Raw genomic sequence first — 17,670 nt, forward strand, 5'->3', positions numbered from 1 at the left:
GCGCGCCGGGCATGGGATGGGTCGGGTGAGCCATGGCCGGGTCGCAGTCCTCCGACGGTCGGCTGTCGGACGTCAGGTTCCTCACGGTCGCCGAGGTGGCCTCGGTGATGCGGGTGTCCAAGATGACGGTCTATCGCCTGGTGCACAGCGGTGAACTCACCGCAGTCCGGGTGGGCCGGTCCTTCCGGGTGCCCGAGCACGCGGTGCACGACTATCTGCGGGGAGCGTTCCAGGAGACCGCCTGACCTCGCCGATCGTGACGTAACGGGCATCGACGGGGGCGCGTTGGTCCTGCTGACGCTCTCCGGTTACCCTGGAGCCGATCCTGACCGTACGCCGGTGCGCCCCGACGCCACCAGGCTGGCCCAGGTCCGTTGTCCGTAAGCGGCCAACGGCGTCACCATCTCGACGCCGCGGGTTCGCCCCCGAACGTTGCATTGAAAGGCTGTCGTATGGGCTCGGTGGTCAAGAAGCGCCGCAAGCGCATGGCTAAGAAGAAGCACCGCAAGCTGCTGCGCAAGACCCGCGTCCAGCGTCGCCGTCTCGGCAAGTGACCGGAGCCGGGTCACCACCCGGCATCCGGCACCACTTGCCAACTGTCGACCCTCGGAGGCTCAGGTGATCAGGCCGCGGACATCCCGGCTCGGTCCCTCCTGCCGGTCAGGGCGTGCGCGATGACCCCCGGTGGCACCCCAGGTGCTCCGGGGGTCGTCGTCGTGACCGGGGTCGGCCGCTACCTGGGCGCACACGTCGCCGCCCGGCTCGCCGCCGACCCACGCATCGAACGGGTGATCGGTGTCGACCCGGCCACCCCTGCTCCCGAGTTCACCGACCTGCTCGACCGGGTCGAACGGATCCGCCTGGACCTCGACTCGCTCGGCGGGCTGCTCGCCGACCTCGACGTCGACGCCGTGGTCCACCTGGCCCTGGCCACCGCCCCCGACCCGCAGCACGGCGGTCGGTCGGCGATGAAGGAACAGAACGTCATCGGCACCATGCAGCTCCTCGCCGCCTGCCAGCGGGCGCCCCGCTTGCGCAAGCTGGTGGTCCGCTCGTCGACCGCCGCCTACGGCGCGTCCTTCCGCGACCCGGCGGTCTTCACCGAGGAGACCGAGCCCCGCGAGGTGCCGCGCGGCGGTTTCGGCCGCGACATCCTGGACATCGAGGGGTACGTGCGCGGCTTCCGTCGCCGTCGACCCGACGTCACCGCGACGGTGCTGCGCTTCGCCCCGTTCATCGGCTCCACCGCCGACACCACGCTCACCCGTTACCTGTCCCAGCCGGTGGTGCCCACCGTCTTCGGCCGCGATCCGCGGCTCCAGTTCGTGCACTTCGACGATGCCCTCGAAGTGCTGCACCGGTCGATCGCCGAGGACCATCCGGGCACGTACAACGTCGCCGGACCGGGGGTGCTCTCGCTGTCCCAGGCGATCCGCCGGGCCGGACGGGTGGCGGTGCCGGTGTGGGAGCCGGGGTTGTCCGGGGCCGCCGCGATCGCCCGTAACCTCGGCTTCGGCCGTTACGGCCTGGACCAGGTCGACCTGATCGTGCACGGCCGGGTGGTCGACACCAGTCGACTGACCCAGGAGTACGGCTTCACCCCGCGCTCCACCGCCGTCGCGTTCGACGACTTCGTCCGCGCCCACCACGGTGGTGTGGTGGTCAGCCGGGACCGGCTCGCCGCCGCCGAGGAGTTGGTGCTGGAGAGCATCCGGCAGGTCCGCTCGGCCGTCCGGGAACGTACGTGACCGAGCAGAACGGCCACCGCCGGCGCACCACGCCACCCGTCCCCGCCCCACCCGTCCCCCACGGAGCGGTCCCCGGCCCGGGGCTACCCGGCCCGACCGCCGCCGCCTCGGCCGGCTCCGGTCCGGCGGTGGCGGACCGGCCCGGTGACCAGTGGGACCGTAGGGTCGCCTCCGGCCTGGCGTTCCTCCGCCGACGCCTCTCCGGCCAGTACGAGGTGGACGAGTTCGGCTTCGACCCGGAGCTGACCGGGGCGGTCTTCCACCCACTGCTGCGGCTGCTCTACCGCGACTGGTTCCGCACCGAGGTCGGTGGCCTGGAACACGTGCCCGCCGACGGGGCCGGTCTGGTGGTCGGCAACCACTCCGGCACGGTGGCCCTGGACGCGCTGATCCTCTCCGCCGCCCTGCACGACCAGCATCCGGCCCACCGCTACCTGCGGTTGCTCGGCGCGGACCTGGTCTTCCGGATGCCGGTGGTCTCCGAGCTGGCCCGCAAGACCGGCGGTACGGTCGCCTGCAACCCGGACGCCGAGCGGCTACTCGGCAACGGGGAACTGGTGGGCGTCTTCCCGGAGGGTTTCAAGGGCGTCGGCAAGCTCTACTCCGACCGCTACAAGCTGCAACGCTTCGGTCGGGGTGGCTTCGTCTCGGCGGCGCTGCGTACCGGCACCCCGATCGTCCCGGTCGCCATCGTCGGCGGCGAGGAGATCTATCCGATGCTGGCCGACATCAAGCCGCTGGCCCGGCTGCTCAAGCTGCCCTACTTCCCGGTCACGCCGACGTTCCCCTGGCTCGGGCCGCTGGGCATGGTGCCGCTGCCGAGCAAGTGGTTGATCGAGTTCTGCCCGCCGGTCCCGACCGCGCACCTGACCGACTCGGCGGACGATCCGCTGGTCGTGTTCAACCTCGCCGACCAGGTGCGGGAGACCATCCAGCAGACCCTGCACCACCTGCTGGAACGCCGCCCCGACCCGTTCGGCCCCTGAGCGGACCGCCTCGACACCGACAGGGCGGCACCGGTCGACGGCCGGTGCGGTTCAGGCCGGGCGGCGACGTCGGTGCAGCGCCAGGCCGGCGGAGACCGCGCCGGCCAGCAGACCGACCGCGGCCGTCGACGGTACGGCGATCCTGGCGGCCCGCCGGCCGGTGCGGAAGTCACGAACCTCCCAGCCCTGCTCCCGGGCCACGCGCAGCAGCGCGGCGTCCGGGTTGATCGCCACTGCCTGTCCCACCGCGCTGAGCATCGGCAGGTCGTTGCGGGAGTCGCTGTAGGCGGTGCACCGCGCCAGGTCCAGTCCTTCGACCGTGGCGAGCTGGGTGACCGCCTCGGCCTTGGCCGGCCCGTGCATCAGCTCACCCACCAGCCGGCCGGTGTAGGCCCCGTCGACGATCTCGGCGACCGTGCCGATCGCGCCGGTCAGGCCGAGCCGGGAGGCGATCACCCGGCCGATCTCCACCGGCGCGGCGCTGACCAGCCAGACCCGCCGTCCGGCGTCGAGGTGCCGCTGGGCGAGACGACGGGTGCCGGCCCAGATCCTCGGCGCCATCAACTCGTCGAAGATCTCCTCGGCGAGCCGTTCGACGTCGTCGACCCGCCAACCCTCGACGAAGGCGAGGGCTGCCTGCTTGGCGTGCGACATGTCACCGGCGTGCTCGGTGGCCAGCAGTCGGAACCGGGCCTGCTGCCAGGCGAACCGGGCCAGGTCACCGGTGGTGAAGTACCTGCGGGCGGCGAGCCCACGGGCGAACCAGTAGATCGACGCGCCCTGCATCATGGTGTTGTCGACGTCGAAGAACGCGGCGGCCCGGGGATCCGTCGGCGCGGGGACGGGTGGTGCCGTCGCGTCCGCCCAGCCGGCGGTGTGCCCGTGGACGTCGGTGCTGACCGTGACCTTGCGAGTGTTGGCCATGGCACCTCCCTCCAGCGACGACGACCCGGCCCGCTCCGGTTCCGAGCCTAGTCCGGCACGGACTCCGGCCGACCGGTCGAAGCGGGAACTGTGGCGTGCGGCTCCGCCGCCGGTCAGCGATCGATCGGGCAGGCGGCCGGGGCGGGGCCGAGGGCGTCGCTGCCCGCCGGGGCAGGCAGCTCGCAGGTGATCGCGGCGCGCAGCGCGTCGGAGCGCTTGCGGATGGCGTCGAGCAGGGCGAGGGACTGCCGGGTGCGCTCCCGCTCGGCGGAACCGGCCCCGTCGAGCAGGCCACTCACCGCTCGGCGTTGCCCGGCGACGAAGGTGTTCACCGCGTCCAGCGCCGTCGGATCGGCGCGCTCCACGGCGCCGCTGGTGAGCAGCCGTACGCCCTGCCGGGTGTCGGCGTCCATGTCGTCGAGCACCGTGCTGAACCCGGTCGCGTCGTTGCGGAGCGTGGCCGCCTCGTCGAGCCGGGTCCGGGCGAAGTCGAGGAAGAGCTGCCCCCGGCTGATGTCCGAGCTGGCCAGGGCGAGCTGGGCCCGTTCGGTGGAGCGCTTCATGCCGTACAGGGCGTCGCCCGGCACCGCGTTCTCGCTGGCCGTGGAGATGCCGGAGACGGCGACCGCCCCGGCCGCGATACCGACCAGGATGGCACCCCGGGCCCGGGCCCGCCGGGCGGTCGCACCGCCCAGCAGCGAACCCCGGGCGGTGGCCTTCGGTGGGACGTCGGCGACGGGATCGGTGGCGCTCTCCCGCTCGGCCGCGGCGATCAGCATGGCCCGCAGGCCGGCACGGAACTCGGCGTCCACCTCGACGTCGGGCCGTTCGGCGACGATTCGCTGCCCGACCGCGACGAGCGCGGCGAGCTGGCCGTCGGCGCGGGACCGGACATGGTGGCGTCGGCCGCCGTTGGCCTCGTCGAGAAGCTGGGCGAAGCGTACGGCCCGACGACGGGAGAAAAGGTCGCTGTCCACCGCAGGCACCCCCTCTCGCTGGTCACGGCCGGTCGGCCGCGGTGGTTCCCAGCGACCGGCGGCGGCGTGCACCGTCGTACCAGGGTCGTGGTCGGCGGCGCTGCTCCGGACCGGGACGGGTCCGGGAGCGCCGGAACAACCACCGGCCGCACCCGGAGAAACGCTCCGCACCGGGCACCGGTTACGGGGCGGCCGGGAGCGAAATCACGAAGAGTGATCGTTGCCGCAGGTCAGGGCTGGAAACCGTCCGGCAACAGGCGGGCCAGCGCCCGGACGGCGCGGTACTGCAACGCCTTGATCGCTCCCTCGTTCTTGCCCATCGCACGGGCCGTCTCCGCCACCGAGAGGCCCTGGAGGAAGCGGAGCACGATGCACTCCTGCTGTTCCGGGTTGAGCCGGGTGACGGCGGTGAGCAGCGCGACGTTGGTGATGTGCTCGACCACCGCCGCCTCGGGGCTGCCCTCCGGCCCGCGGTCCTCCCGGTCCGCGTCGAGCACGTCGCCGGTGGTCACCTCCAGCCGGTAGCGGCCGGACTTGAAGTGGTCGGCGACCAGGTTGCGGGCGATGGTGACCAGCCAGGCGCCCAGGTCGCGGCCCTGCCAGGTGAAGCTGCCGATCCGCTTGAGGGCGCGCAGGAAGGTGTCCGAGGTGAGGTCCTCCGCCAGTTGGCGGTTGCCGACCCGGAAGTAGACGAACCGGAAGACCGTGTCGACGTACCGGTCGTAGATCAGTCCGAACGCCTCGGCCTCGCCGCCCTGCGCCCGCTCGACCAGCGCCCATACCTCGGTGGCCGGGTCGGACGGGTCGGGCCGGCTCGGGAAGCCGGTGGGCGAGGTGCCGGTGGGCGGCGGGACGGTGCCGGGCGGGACGGTGCCGGGCGCATCGGCGGCGGGCGGGTCGTCGGCCGGGATCGCCGGGAGCGCGGTGGGTTCGGCCGGGACGGTCGGGATCAGGGCGGTGTCGTCGGCCGGGACGGTCGGGATCAGGGCGGTGTCGTCGGCCGGAACGGCCGGGATCAGGGCGGTCTCCCCGCTGGCCGGATCGCCGACGGCGGGGGGGTCGTCGACCCGTCGACTCTGCGTCGGCATGGTGGGTGGTCGGGCGGGCGAGGTCACCCGGCCGGACGGCGTGGCGTTGCCGCCGGGCGCCCCGGCCCGGGGTGCCGCCTCGTTGTGGTGCGGACGCTGGTGCACCCGGCGGGATGCCGGGTCCGGGCGGGCCGGATCCAACCGTTCGTTGACCGATGCCCGGGGCGCTGGCCCGGTGAGGCCGGAGGGGCGATCCGCGTAGCCGAAGGCGGTCACCGGGCCTCCCCGGGGCGCGACACGACCGGGCCCGGATGGCGGCGAGAGATCGCCGCGCCGGGTCTGCCCCTGACGGGCATGGCCGTGTGGGGGTGTGCCGACGCGCGGCAGATCCCCTTGAGGTGCTGGTCCAATGCGCGCACAGGCACGGGGGCCTCCTCGGGCTGAGGGGTGTCGACTCACGGCAAATGGGGCGAGTCGACCCGAGTGATGATAGGGCCAACGTCACCCGCGTGTGGCAAGTCCGTTACACAGGGCCAAAGTATTTGCGCGGCCCGCGCACACCTGCCGGACCGGTTGTCCGTCGTGGTCGGTTGACTTTCACGTCATGACTTGCTTAGGGGTGGAAAGTCCAGGTCAGAGTAGGGGCAGCGGGTCGCCGGCGAAGCGCACCGCCGGTCCGGTCGCCGGCGTTTCCCGCTCGCCGTGGGGGCGGTCCGGACGCCGCCGACCGGCCCGACCGACCGACCTTCCTTACGCTGAGTGACCGTGCGGTGTGTGGGCCTGGCCGGGCGGCCGGCGGCGTGTCAGACTCAGCCACCGCGGGGGTCACGGGCCGGCGACCGGCTCGGCCGTCCGGGGTGTGCCGCACCTGTGGACGGGCGAGACTGGGCAGGCGTGCGTGGTGCGGCGTCGGGCTTCCGGCGTCCGGTGCGCAGCGGCCCGTCCACCGCGCGTAACCCCCAGTCGCGGCCGAGTTCGGCCGCCCGTACCCGGAGGTCCCGATGTCCACTGACGCCCGGCTCGCCCTGATCACCCGGCCCGGCTGCCATCTGTGCGAGGACGCTAAGGCCGCCCTGGAGCGGGTGGTGGCGGTCACCGGCGACCGGTGGGTGGAGAAGGACGTCACCGGCGACGTCGAGTTGGAGCGTGAGTACGGCGACCGGCTGCCGGTGGTGCTGCTCGACGGCAAGGAGCACGGGTACTGGCGGGTGGAGGAGGAGCGGCTGCTGCGCGACCTGACCACTCCTCAGCTCTAGGGTGGCGCGGATCACGGGGTGTCGGCGGCTACGCGCGATTGGTGAGTGAAGTCGGGATTGAGCAATAATCGCGCGGCGGCCCACCTGCGGCGCCGGATCGATCTTGTGGGATGGAGGAGCTGGTGGAGGGGTGCCGCGAGTCAGCAAGATCGCGATTTGTGCACGTCTTCACAAGCGCCTACTCTGTAGTTCCAAAGCGCCCTGCTAGCACGGCCGGTTCTCCCGGCTGCCGGCGGGGGTCCCCAAAGGGCCGGGCACCGGAGTCGGCCGAGGATCGCACCGCACGGAGTCTCATGAGTCAGCACCGTCACCCAGGCGCGCCCGATCGCGCCGGTGCCGTACCGGCGCTCCCGGACCTCCCGGAGGCGACCGTCGCGCGGCTCCCCGAGTATCTTCGCGCCCTGCACAATCTCGCCGACGCCGGGCACGAGACGGTGTCCAGCGAGGGCCTGGCCGGCGCGGCCGGGGTCAACTCGGCCAAGCTCCGCAAGGATCTCTCCCACCTCGGTTCGTACGGCACCCGGGGGGTCGGTTACGACGTCGCCCTGCTGGTCGACCAGATCGAGTTCGTGCTCGGGCTCACCCAACGCCGGGCGGTCGCCCTGGTCGGGGTGGGTAATCTCGGTCACGCTCTGGCCGGCTACGACGGCTTCGCCGGCCGGGGTTTCCGGATCGCGGCGCTCTTCGACGCCGACGTGTCCCGGGTCGGCGAGATGATCAACGGCCTGGTCGTACGACACGTCGACGAACTGCCCCGGGTGGCCGCCGAGGAGGCGATCTCGATCGGCGTGATCGCCACCCCGGCACCGGCCGCCCAGGCGGTGGCCGAGCAGTTGGTCGCCGTCGGCGTCACGAGCATCCTCAACTTCGCCCCGTGCGTACTCTCGGTGCCGGACGGGGTCGACGTGCGCAAGGTCGACCTCGCCATCGAGCTTCAGATCCTGTCCTTCCACGAGCACCGCAAGGCGTCGTTGACCGCGCTGCCCGCCGCTGGCGGCTCCGCCCTCACCGCCCTGCCCGGCGGGCTCGCGACCCCCGACACCCAGGAGGCGATCGGCACGTGAAGCTGCTCGTCGTCGGCGCGTCCTACCGCACCGCTCCCGTGGTCACCCTGGAGCAGTTGGCGGTCGCCCCCGCCGACCTCACCCGGACCCTGGACCGCCTGGTCGCCCAGCCGTACGTCGCCGAGGCGGTGCTCGTCTCCACCTGCAACCGGGTGGAGGTGTACGCCGCCGTGTCCGGTTTCCACGGCGGCCTCGGCGACATCTGCGCCGTCCTCGCCGAGCAGGCCGGCGCCCCGCCCGCCGCGTTCGCCAACCACCTCTACGTGCACTACGACTCCGCCGCCGTCGACCACGTGTTCCGGGTCGCCGCCGGGCTGGACTCCATGGTGGTCGGTGAGGCGCAGATCCTCGGCCAGCTCCGGGACGCCTACCACTGGGCCTCCGGCGCGGACACCGCCGGGCGGCTGCTGCACGAGCTGATGCAGCAGGCGTTGCGGGTCGGCAAGCGGGCCCACGCCGAGACGAACATCGACCGGGCCGGGCAGAGCGTCGTCACCGCCGCCCTGGACCTCACCGCCGAACTGCTCGACGGCGACCTCGCCGGCCGGCCGGCCATGGTGGTCGGCGCGGGCGCGATGGGCGCGCTGAGTGTGGCGACGCTGTCCCGGCGGGAGGCGGGCCCGCTCACCGTCACCAACCGGGGGGCCGACCGGGCCGTCCGCCTGGCCGAGTCGTACGGGGCGAAGGCCGTCCCGATGGCCGAACTCGTCCACACGCTTTCCACAGTGGACATCGTAGTGGCCGCCACCGCGGCCACCGAACCGGTCCTCACCCTCGACGTGGTGACCGGGGCGCTCGCCCTCCGCGACCCCGACCGGGGACCGCTGGTCCTGCTCGACCTCGCCGTACCCCGCGACGTCGCGCCCGACGTGGCCGAGTTGGCCGGCGTCGAGGTGATCGACATCGACCGGATGGCCACCCTGCTCGCCGATGGTCCGGCCGCCGCCGACGCCGCCGAGGTCACCCGGATCGTGACCGCCGAGGTCGAGGCGTTCCTGAGCTGGCTGCGGGGGGCCGACGTGGCACCCACCGTGGCCGCCCTGCGCGGACGCGCCGACGACGTGGTCACCACCGAGCTGCGCCGGCTCGCCCAGCGTCGCCCGGATCTCAGCGACGACCAGCGTGCCGAGGTCGCCCGGACCGTGCACCGGGTGGTGCAGCGGCTGCTGCACCAGCCGACCGTCAAGGTCCGCCAGCTCGCCGCCGAGCCGGGTGGCGACCAGTACGCCGCGCTGCTGCGCGAGCTGTTCGACCTGGAGGTGCCGCAGACCTCCCCGGTCGACTCGGTGCCCGACGTGGTCGAGACCGTCGACGGCCGTGCTTCGTTCGAGGTCGCGGGTGTGCCGACGACCGGCACCGACCAGCCGCCCACCGGAGGTGAGCGATGAGTACCCCCCTGCGCCTCGGCACCCGGGGCAGCGCCCTGGCCCTGGCCCAGTCCGGTCACGTCGCCGCGGCGATCACCGCGGCGACCGGCCGGGCCGTCGAGCTGGTCGAGGTGGTCACCGCCGGTGACCGCTCGTCCGCGCCGGTGCAGCGGCTCGGCGTCGGCGTCTTCGTGTCGGCGTTGCGTGACGCGCTGACCGCCGGCACCATCGACCTGGCCGTGCACTCCTACAAGGACCTGCCCACCGCCGGGGCGAATGGGCTGGTCGTCGCGGCGGTGCCGCCCCGCCAGGACCCGCGCGACGCGCTGGTCGCCACCGGTGGTCGTACCCTCGCCGAGCTGCCGCCGGGGGCCGTGGTCGGCACCGGCGCGCTGCGCCGGATCGCCCAGTTGCACGCCCTCGGCCTGCAACTGGAGGTCACCCCGATCCGGGGCAACATCGACACCCGGCTCGGCCGGGTGCTCGGCCCGGACGCCGACCTCGACGCGGTCGTCCTGGCTCGGGCCGGGCTGGCCCGGATCGAGCGGACCGACGTGATCACCGAAACGCTCGACCCGATGCTGATGCTGCCCGCGCCCGCCCAGGGCGCGCTGGCGGTGGAGTGCCGGGCCGACGACTCCGACCTGGTCGAGCTGCTCTCCGCGCTCGATCACGCACCGTCCCGGGCCGCGGTCACCGCGGAACGGGCGCTGCTGGCCACCCTGGAGGCCGGGTGCTCCGCCCCGGTCGCCGCCTACGCCGAACTCGCCGAAGGCGAGAACGGCGACGAGATTTACCTGCGCGGGGCGGTGATCAGCCCGGACGGTTCCCGAGACCTCCGGCTGTCCCGCACCGGAACGCCCGCCGACGCGGCGGAGATCGGCAAGGCACTCGCCGCCGAACTCCTCGAACTCGGCGCCGACTCGATCCTCGGCCACGAAGGAAGCACCGGCCCGGGGACCCAGCAATTTGGGAGCACAGAATGACCCGCACCCGTAAGCCCGTCGGCCGCATCGCGTTCGTCGGCGCCGGTCCCGGTGACCCGGGCCTGCTGACCCGCCGGGCCCACGACGCCCTGGTCGACGCCGACCAGGTGGTGTACGACCGGGGAGTCCCCGAGTCGCTGCTCGACGTCGTCCGTGCCCAGGCCAGGTCCGACGCCCAGTTCAGCCCCGCCGAGGGTGTGCCGGGCGACGTGGCGAAGATGCTCATCAGCGCGGCCCGTTCCGGGCTCAACGCGGTGCACCTGGTCGCCGGTGACCCGTTCGGCCACGACTCGGTGGTCAAGGAGGTGCAGGCGGTCGCCCGTACCGCCGCGCACTTCGAGGTGGTGCCGGGCGTCGGCCAGGCCGAGGGCGTCGCCACCTACGCCGGGGTGCCGCTGCCCGGGGTACGCACCGCCGCCGATGTCGAGGACGTCGGCACGCTGGACTTCGACGCGCTCGCCGCCGCCGTCGGCCGGGGCTCGCTGGCCCTGGCGGTCGACGCCGGTGACCTGGCCGCCGTCCGGGACGGCCTGCTGGCCGCCGGGGTGGACGGCACCACCGGGGTCGGGGTGACCGGCGACGGCACCGGCGAGACGCAGTACACCACCACGTCGAGCGTGGACTCGTTCGTCGCGGCGGCGCTCGGTTTCACCGGCCGGGTGGTGCTCACCGTCGGCGAGGGCGTCGGCCAGCGGGACAGGCTGAGCTGGTGGGAGAACCGCCCGCTGTACGGCTGGAAGGTGCTGGTCCCCCGGACCAAGGAGCAGGCCGGGGCGATGAGCGCCCGGCTGCGCGCGTACGGGGCGATCCCGTGCGAGGTGCCGACCATCGCGGTCGAGCCGCCGCGTACCCCGGCCCAGATGGAGCGGGCGGTCAAGGGCCTGGTCGACGGCCGGTACGCCTGGGTGATCTTCACCTCGGTCAACGCCGTCCGCGCGGTCTGGGAGAAGTTCGCCGAGCACGGCCTGGACGCCCGGCACTTCGGCGGCGTCAAGATCGCCTGTATCGGTGAGGCCACCGCCGACGCGGTACGCGCGTTCGGCATCCAGCCGGAGCTGGTGCCCGCCGGGGAGCAGTCCTCCGAGGGGCTGTTGGCCGAGTTCTCGCCGCACGACGAGATCCTCGACCCGGTCGGCCGGGTGCTGCTGCCGCGCGCCGACATCGCCACCGAGACGCTCGCCGCCGGGCTCACCGAGCGCGGCTGGGAGGTCGACGACGTGACCGCGTACCGGACCGTCCGGGCCGCCCCGCCGCCCGCCGAGATCCGGGACGCCATCAAGTCGGGTGGGTTCGACGCGGTGCTCTTCACGTCCTCCTCGACGGTGCGTAACCTCGTCGGTATCGCGGGGAAGCCGCACACGCGTACCGTTGTTGCCGTCATCGGGCCCAAGACGGCGGAGACCGCCACGGAGTTCGGCCTGCGGGTCGACGTGCAGCCTCCGCACGCCTCGGTGCCCGACCTGGTGGAGGCGCTCGCCGCCTACGCCGTCGAGCTGCGCGAGAAGCTCGCCGCCATGCCGGCGAAGCAGCGTCGTGGTTCGAAGGTGCAGGGGCCGACCGCCCTCAGGTTCCGCTAGCCGTACTGGGAGGCCCCTCATGCCGTACCCCGAGATCCGGCCCCGCCGGCTGCGCCGCAACGCGGCCGTGCGGCGGCTGGTCTCCGAGACCCGCGTCGACCCGGTCGAACTGGTCGTGCCGATGTTCGTCAAGGAGGGGCTGGCCGAGCCACGGGCCATCGCGTCGCTCCCGGGAGTGCTCCAGCACTCCCGGGACTCGCTGCGCAAGGCGGCCGTGGAGGCGGTCCAGGCCGGGGTCGGCGGGATCATGCTGTTCGGGGTGCCGGCGACGCGTGACGCGCGCGGCTCCGGCGGGATCGACCCGGGCGGCATCCTGAACGTCGCCATCCGCGACGTGGTGGCCGAGGTCGGTGACGCCACCGTGGTGATGAGCGACCTGTGCCTGGACGAGTTCACCTCGCACGGGCACTGCGGTCTGCTCACCCCCACCGGCGACGTCGACAACGACGCCACCCTCGCCGCGTACGCCGAGATGGCGGTGGCCCAGGCGAACGCCGGGGTCGGCATGGTCGGCCCGTCCGGGATGATGGACGGCCAGGTCGGCGTGGTCCGCCGGGCCCTCGACGCCGCCGGTCACACCGACGTGGCGGTGCTGGCGTACACGGCGAAGTACGCCTCCGCCTTCTACGGCCCGTTCCGCGACGCCGTCGAGTCGGCGCTCGACGGCGATCGACGCACCTACCAGCAGGACCCGGCGAACCTGCGGGAGTCGCTGCGCGAGGTCGAGCTGGACGTGGCCGAGGGCGCCGACCTGGTGATGGTGAAGCCGGCCCTGCCCTACCTCGACGTGGTGGCGGCGGTCCGGGCCGCCGTCGACGTCCCGGTCGCCGCCTACCAGGTCTCCGGCGAGTACGCGATGGTCGAGGCGGCTGCCGCGAACGGTTGGATCGACCGCGAGCGGGTGATGCTGGAGACGCTCACCTCGATCCGCCGGGCCGGCGCGCAGGTCATCCTGACCTACTGGGCGGTCGAGGCCGCCGGTCTGCTGCGCCAGCGCTACTGAGCCCCGCGCGCCGCGCCGGGCCCGGTCCGCCCGACCGCCTCCCCTGCTGCGCCCGCTCGACCTCCCGCCGCGTCCCCGTCCTGCCCTCCGCCCCCGTCACCTCCGGCCCGCTACCTCCGGCCGTCCCCTCGGCCTGCTCCCGCCTCAGCCCCGTCACCCTTCGGCCGTCCCCTCGGCCCGCTCCCGCCGCCGCCCCTTTCCGCCTTCTTGGCCGGGCCCCATGCTGCCTTCCGCCTGGTCCCGTCCTGCCTGGTCCCGTCCCGTCCTGCCTGGTCCCGGCCCCTCGTGTCCCGTCTTCGCCCGCACTTCCCCGGCCGACGAGAGCGCGATGGTCAGCAACTCCACGTCTCGCGCCTGGTGTTGCCCCGTCCCCATGCGCGGCGGCAGCCCGCGCGAGCTGCACCGTCCGTTGCTCTCCGTGCTCGAATGCCCCGAAACCGTACCCACGTTCGCATGCTTTGCTCTGCTGCCTTCTGCGCGACGGTAGCTGTGGGTGTCCGTCGCGTGAAGGGCAGCAGAGCAAAGCGTCGGTACAGGGATAGGTGCGGGGCGCAGGGCTGGCAGCGTTCTCCCAGGTGAGAAGAGTTTGGTGGATCTTGGTCGGGTAAGGGAGGCAGTGTGGCGGCTACTGATCGTGACCGAGTTGGCTGGGGGTGGCCAAGTTACTCAGTGTTGTCGCGTTGGTCCTCGGCGAGGCGAGGTTTTCCACAGGGGGCGGAGTTGTCCACAGGTGGCGGCGGCGGGGTTGCGACGGGGCATCGTCGGGCGCGACGGTGGATGCATGACCGACTCCGCACTGCCGCTCGACCCCGCCTCGACCGCCGCTTCCGGTCTCGCTCCGGGTTCCGGTCCCGCTCCGGGTTCCGGTCCCGCCGGGGCGGAGGGGCGGTCGTCGACGCTATCGGAGAACGAGCCACCGACCTTCCTCAGTAAGCCGTACGACCTGCCCTGGCCGGCAGCCGGCATCGTACGGGCGGTCCGGCGTCGCGCCGACGCGAGTCAACGGGAACTGGCGCGCTGGGCGGGGGTGCACCACGGCACGGTGGGTCGGATCGAGGCGGGCGCGCTCACTCCGAGTATCGCCCTGCTGCGCCGGATCATCGCGGCGGCCGGCTTCCGACTGGCCGTGGTAGACGAGTTCGGCCGGGTGCTCACCCCGATGCGGGACCGCGACGATGCCCGGGACGGTGCGGAGCGCCGCTACCCCTCCCACCTGGACACGATTCTCGACCCGGAACCGGGTGAGTGGTGGGCAGACGTCTACGGGCTCGCCCGACCGCCGGAGACGTTCTATCGCAACCGGGCCGTCCGGGACGCCATGCGCCGACGGAGCCAGTGGGAGGTGCGGGTGGCGAAGTACCGCAACGTGCCACCCCCGCCCCGGGTGGTGCGCCCGCAATGGTGACGGCCCGCCGATCCGGCGGGAAGCCGGACCGACGGGCCGTCGGACGTGCGGGGCCGTCAGTCGTCGTCGACGATGGTGCCGGTCGCCAACGGGTCGGCGAACCGCAGGTTCAGTGGACCGGCTACCGCGAACGCGATCTTCTCGTCCGCCTCCCGCTTCCGGTCACCGCGTACGGTCACCGGGAAGGCCAGCGAGGTCTGCCCGGCGGCCAGGGTCCGGCAGCCGACGTACGGCGCGAAGTCCACCATGACGGTCGCGGTCAGCCCCACCGTGGCGGCGCAGAGCCGCGTCGGCTGGGACAGCGGGCGGGACACGGTGACCTGGAAGGTCAGCGTGCTGGTGCCCCGGTCGCCCTCCACCACGGAGACGTCCGCCACCCGCAGCGACGGCTGGCTGCGGAACCGGGCCACCTGCGGGTCGTGGTCGCTGGCCCCGCGCGAGCCGTCCCCGGTGAAGTCCGCCGGCCAGTCCGCGTTGACGTGCGCCGCCCGGATCTGCACCAGGTCGTCGTGGAGCGCGTCGTTGACGAACAGGTTGTCCAGCGTCTGCGCCGACCCCTGGTAGCTGTACGAGTACGCCGCCGACGGCACGTCGGCCACCAGGTCGTCCCAGAGGTTGTGCAGGCCGGCCCGGTAGAGCGGGCCGAGCTGGTCCGACGGGGTCGGGTTCGCCCCGGTCGCGATCGGGTCGTCCGGCCGGGGGAAGACGTTCAGGTCCCCGCCGTACACCACCCGGGCGTTCGGGTCGGCCGTCTCGATCGCGGTGACGATCGCCGCCCCGTACCCGGCCTGCTCGGTGCGCTGCCCGACCCGGGTGTCCGGGCCGGACGAGTAGTGGTTGCTCAGCGCGTACAGCAGGTAGGACTCCGACCCGCCGGGCGTCGACTGCACCACGAACTTGCCGAGCTGCGGGGCCCGGGTGAAGACGTTGTCGCCGTCCTTGCCGGTCGAGGTGTCGGTGTCGGCCGGCAGCACCGCGTTGAGCGCCTTCGGGTTCTGCACGTCCGCGTTGGACGCCAGCCCCGCCGACCGGTACCGCACGATGGGGGAGGAGCCGAGCAGCGGGTCGGTGGCGGTCGCCCCGGCCAGCGACAGCCGGTCGGTGCGGTACAGGAACGCCGAGGTGATGCCCCGGGCGTCCGCGCCGGTGCGGTCGTACGCCGCCGCGTAGGCGGGGCCGCCGGCCGCCTTGATCGCCAACGCCAGGTCCTGGAGGGTGTCCGGGGCGCCGTCGGCGTTGTCGGTGCCGCCGCAGACCAGGCTGCCTCCGGAGACCGCGCAGATGTCCTGGTCCTCGGCCTCCTGCACCAGGATCAGGTCCGGGGCGTGCAGGTCGGTGCGGATCTGGGCGGCCAGCTCGGTCAGGTGCTCCCGGTAGTCGGCCTCACTCGCCGGCACGTAGTCGAACGGCGGGGAGACCCCGGGGCAGCCCGAGTTGCCGGTGAAGTCGCAGCCGTCGAACGGGTCGTCGCGGAAGTCGTACAGGTTCTCCACGTTGTAGGTCGCCACCGCGACCTCCCGGGACCGGTCCGCCGGGCGCGGCGGGTTGTTCGTCGCCGGGTCGACCCCGGCGGCCAGGGAGAGCGCCTCCGGCTGCACGCTGAACTTGCTGAAGCCGTACGACACCGCGCCGAACGCGTCGGCGGTGAGGGTGTCGAAGGTGCGGGCCGGCGGGAGCAGCGTCGTCGAGTCATCGGCGGTGGCCTTCACCCCGCCACCACCGAGCAGGATCCGCTGGCCGTTGCCGTTGTCGAAGAGCTGCCCCGGCACGTCGTCCAGCGGGTGGGTGTCCCGGAACACCCGGCGGGCGTACAGGTCGGTGCGCTTCATCAGCGGGTCGTCCCGGTCCACCACCCAGACCTCGGAGTCGGCGGTGGAGCCGAAGACGTCCCGGGGGCCGGTGACGCCGGAACCACTGCGCACCCGCAGCCGGGAGCCCTCGTGCCGCTCCCAGAACCGGTCCGCCGCCGTCGCGTCGGCCGGCGGGATCGCGTCGTCCACCGCCACGGCGGTGTTCACGTCCAGCCCCGAGTCGAGCCTGCGGACCAGCGAGGCGCCGGAGAGCTGGGTCTGGTCGTAGTACTCCGAGACCCGACCGCGCAGCACCACCTCGTCGCCGACGGTCGGCGCGTAGCCCCCGATCAGCGTGGTGAACGAGCCCATGAAGACGAAGACGCCGTCCGAGCTGAGCGGGTCGCCGTCCTCGCTGCCGGTGCGGCTCTGCAGGTAGAAGCCGTACTGGTCGGCACCGGCCGAGGTGCGGGCCAGCGACTTCTGGGTGATCACGCCGCGCACGTCGTACAGCGTCGCGCTGGTGCCGTTGCCGCTGGCCGGGGCGAGGGGCGACCGGTCGGTGCGCGGGTTCTCGTCGTCCCGGGTCGGGCCCTGCACCTGGCCCACCGACAGCACCGAGTTCACCTGCACGGTGAGCGGGCAGGTGGCGGTGCCACCGTCGGCGTCCGTCGCGGTCAGGGTGACCGTGTACGTGCCGCCGGGCAGGCCGGTGGCGGTGACCGTCGCGGTCGCCGTGCCACCCACCGTGGTCGCCGGGGTGAACGCGGTACGGCTGATCGTGCCGCTCGCCGGGGCCGGGTTGACCGAGGTGACCGCCAGTTCGGTGATCGTGTCGTCGGGGTCGGTGCCGGTCACCTCGCGGGTGGCGGTCGCACCGGCCTCGACGGTCAACGCGCCGCCGCAGCTCAACACGGCCGGCTGGTCCACCGGGCCGCCGCCGTCGACGGTGTGCGCGCCCAACCCGTCGAAGGTGTCGGTGGCGAACCCGGCCCACTGGGCGGCCGGGTCGAAGGCGTCGGTCGGGTCGGTGTCCCCGGTGGAGACCGACGGCAGCCGGCGCAGGGTGTTGTCGGCGGTGCTGGTCAGCCCGCTGCCCCACTCGGTGCCCGGGTCGACGCCGACCTGACCGATCGCGTCGAGCACGGCACCACCCCGGCGCAGCACGATCGCGTCGTCGCCGTTGTACAGGCTGGCAGAGGTGGTCTGGTCGGCCTGGGCGAGGATCGCCGGCCCGGCCGAGGCGGCGGCGAGGACGAAGACGTCCCCGGTGGCGACCGTGCCGGTGAGGGCGATGTTCGTGGCCGTGGTGGACCCGTTGAAGTAGAGCTGGAGCTGGTAACCGCCGGCGGTCAGGTCGACCGGGGCGCCGGTGCCGTTGTACAGCTCGATCGCCTTGTTGTTCGACGAGCCTTCGACGTACTCGGAGATGAACAGGTCGGTGGGCGCGGCGGTGGCCGCGGTGGGAGCGACGCCGAGCACCGGTACGGCGACGACGGCGACGGTGGCGAGCGCGGCGAATCTGCGGCGCAGGCGCATGGGGCCTCCACGATGGGTGG

At 73.2% G+C, this 17,670-nt stretch carries 15 protein-coding genes; 11 read left to right on the forward strand and 4 right to left on the reverse strand.

Annotation, left to right across the window (positions count from 1 at the left end; genetic code table 11):
• Positions 1-32 precede the first annotated feature (32 nt).
• From ACIG87_RS17085 to ACIG87_RS17100, 4 genes are all read left to right on the forward strand, one after another.
• On the forward strand, positions 33-245 hold the full coding sequence (locus ACIG87_RS17085) for a helix-turn-helix domain-containing protein (protein ID WP_088646105.1): 213 nt from the start codon (positions 33-35) through the stop codon (positions 243-245).
• 207 nt (positions 246-452) lie between these two features.
• The gene (locus tag ACIG87_RS17090; RefSeq protein ID WP_007465623.1) at positions 453-554 is read left to right on the forward strand and encodes a 30S ribosomal protein bS22; all 102 of its coding nucleotides are present in this window, start codon (positions 453-455) and stop codon (positions 552-554) included.
• A gap of 120 nt (positions 555-674) precedes the next feature.
• Complete coding sequence (locus ACIG87_RS17095; RefSeq protein WP_396851458.1) at positions 675-1,748, forward strand: NAD-dependent epimerase/dehydratase family protein; 1,074 nt, start codon at positions 675-677, stop codon at positions 1,746-1,748.
• A 128-nt stretch (positions 1,749-1,876) separates the two neighbouring features.
• Positions 1,877-2,734, forward strand: coding sequence for a lysophospholipid acyltransferase family protein (locus ACIG87_RS17100; protein WP_396851544.1), 858 nt, complete (start codon positions 1,877-1,879; stop codon positions 2,732-2,734).
• A gap of 51 nt (positions 2,735-2,785) precedes the next feature.
• Here the strand turns inward: ACIG87_RS17100 and ACIG87_RS17105 are convergent, their stop codons facing one another.
• From ACIG87_RS17105 to ACIG87_RS17115, 3 genes are all read right to left on the reverse strand, one after another.
• On the reverse strand, positions 2,786-3,658 hold the full coding sequence (locus ACIG87_RS17105; protein WP_396851459.1) for an HAD family hydrolase: 873 nt from the start codon (positions 3,656-3,658) through the stop codon (positions 2,786-2,788).
• A gap of 113 nt (positions 3,659-3,771) precedes the next feature.
• Positions 3,772-4,635 carry a DUF5667 domain-containing protein gene (locus tag ACIG87_RS17110; protein ID WP_396851460.1) on the reverse strand — a complete coding sequence of 288 codons (864 nt, stop codon included), beginning with the start codon at positions 4,633-4,635 and terminating at the stop codon, positions 3,772-3,774.
• A 230-nt stretch (positions 4,636-4,865) separates the two neighbouring features.
• Positions 4,866-5,939 carry an ECF subfamily RNA polymerase sigma factor, BldN family gene (locus ACIG87_RS17115; RefSeq protein ID WP_396851461.1) on the reverse strand — a complete coding sequence of 358 codons (1,074 nt, stop codon included), beginning with the start codon at positions 5,937-5,939 and terminating at the stop codon, positions 4,866-4,868.
• A gap of 725 nt (positions 5,940-6,664) precedes the next feature.
• Here ACIG87_RS17115 and ACIG87_RS17120 point away from each other — a divergent pair.
• The 7 genes from ACIG87_RS17120 to ACIG87_RS17150 all read left to right on the forward strand — a co-directional run bounded on the left by ACIG87_RS17120 (position 6,665) and on the right by ACIG87_RS17150 (position 14,321).
• Positions 6,665-6,919 (forward strand): glutaredoxin family protein, encoded by a 255-nt coding sequence (locus ACIG87_RS17120; protein WP_328342627.1) that lies wholly within the window; start codon positions 6,665-6,667, stop codon positions 6,917-6,919.
• Positions 6,920-7,212: 293 nt separating this feature from the next.
• Positions 7,213-7,983 (forward strand): redox-sensing transcriptional repressor Rex, encoded by a 771-nt coding sequence (locus tag ACIG87_RS17125; RefSeq protein WP_396851462.1) that lies wholly within the window; start codon positions 7,213-7,215, stop codon positions 7,981-7,983.
• Positions 7,980-9,371 (forward strand): glutamyl-tRNA reductase, encoded by a 1,392-nt coding sequence (locus ACIG87_RS17130; protein ID WP_396851463.1) that lies wholly within the window; start codon positions 7,980-7,982, stop codon positions 9,369-9,371. Before ACIG87_RS17125 ends, ACIG87_RS17130 begins: the two co-directional genes overlap by 4 nt.
• On the forward strand, positions 9,368-10,336 hold the full coding sequence (gene hemC, locus ACIG87_RS17135; protein WP_396851464.1) for a hydroxymethylbilane synthase: 969 nt from the start codon (positions 9,368-9,370) through the stop codon (positions 10,334-10,336). The genes ACIG87_RS17130 and hemC overlap by 4 nt, the downstream gene beginning before the upstream one ends.
• Entirely contained in the window at positions 10,333-11,913 is a 1,581-nt protein-coding gene (locus tag ACIG87_RS17140) for a uroporphyrinogen-III synthase (protein ID WP_396851465.1), read from the forward strand. The genes hemC and ACIG87_RS17140 overlap by 4 nt, the downstream gene beginning before the upstream one ends.
• 19 nt (positions 11,914-11,932) lie before the next feature.
• A complete protein-coding gene (hemB, locus tag ACIG87_RS17145) occupies positions 11,933-12,916 on the forward strand; it encodes a porphobilinogen synthase (protein WP_396851466.1) in 984 nt (327 codons plus the stop codon).
• A 781-nt stretch (positions 12,917-13,697) separates the two neighbouring features.
• On the forward strand, positions 13,698-14,321 hold the full coding sequence (locus ACIG87_RS17150) for a helix-turn-helix transcriptional regulator (protein WP_396851467.1): 624 nt from the start codon (positions 13,698-13,700) through the stop codon (positions 14,319-14,321).
• Between the two features lie 56 nt (positions 14,322-14,377).
• Here ACIG87_RS17150 and ACIG87_RS17155 read toward each other — a convergent pair whose 3' ends face one another.
• Positions 14,378-17,650: a lamin tail domain-containing protein gene (locus ACIG87_RS17155; RefSeq protein ID WP_396851468.1), complete on the reverse strand. Its 3,273-nt coding sequence runs from the start codon at positions 17,648-17,650 to the stop codon at positions 14,378-14,380.
• Positions 17,651-17,670 lie beyond the last annotated feature (20 nt).

Origin of the sequence: Micromonospora sp. NPDC051925 (assembly GCF_044548625.1) — a bacterium.
Taxonomy (GTDB): Bacteria; Actinomycetota; Actinomycetes; order Mycobacteriales; family Micromonosporaceae; genus Micromonospora.

Excerpts from the sequence above, each read along its gene's own strand:
- ACIG87_RS17090 (WP_007465623.1), top strand. The coding sequence starts at position 453 with ATGGGCTCGGTGGTCAAGAAGCGCCGCAAGCGCATGGCTAAGAAGAAG.
- ACIG87_RS17140 (WP_396851465.1), top strand. The coding sequence starts at position 10,333 with ATGACCCGCACCCGTAAGCCCGTCGGCCGCATCGCGTTCGTCGGCGCC.
- ACIG87_RS17095 (WP_396851458.1), top strand. The coding sequence starts at position 675 with ATGACCCCCGGTGGCACCCCAGGTGCTCCGGGGGTCGTCGTCGTGACC.
- hemB (WP_396851466.1), top strand. The coding sequence starts at position 11,933 with ATGCCGTACCCCGAGATCCGGCCCCGCCGGCTGCGCCGCAACGCGGCC.
- ACIG87_RS17125 (WP_396851462.1), top strand. The coding sequence starts at position 7,213 with ATGAGTCAGCACCGTCACCCAGGCGCGCCCGATCGCGCCGGTGCCGTA.
- ACIG87_RS17150 (WP_396851467.1), top strand. The coding sequence starts at position 13,698 with ATGACCGACTCCGCACTGCCGCTCGACCCCGCCTCGACCGCCGCTTCC.
- ACIG87_RS17155 (WP_396851468.1), bottom strand. The coding sequence starts at position 17,650 with ATGCGCCTGCGCCGCAGATTCGCCGCGCTCGCCACCGTCGCCGTCGTC.
- ACIG87_RS17120 (WP_328342627.1), top strand. The coding sequence starts at position 6,665 with ATGTCCACTGACGCCCGGCTCGCCCTGATCACCCGGCCCGGCTGCCAT.
- ACIG87_RS17105 (WP_396851459.1), bottom strand. The coding sequence starts at position 3,658 with ATGGCCAACACTCGCAAGGTCACGGTCAGCACCGACGTCCACGGGCAC.
- hemC (WP_396851464.1), top strand. The coding sequence starts at position 9,368 with ATGAGTACCCCCCTGCGCCTCGGCACCCGGGGCAGCGCCCTGGCCCTG.
- ACIG87_RS17085 (WP_088646105.1), top strand. The coding sequence starts at position 33 with ATGGCCGGGTCGCAGTCCTCCGACGGTCGGCTGTCGGACGTCAGGTTC.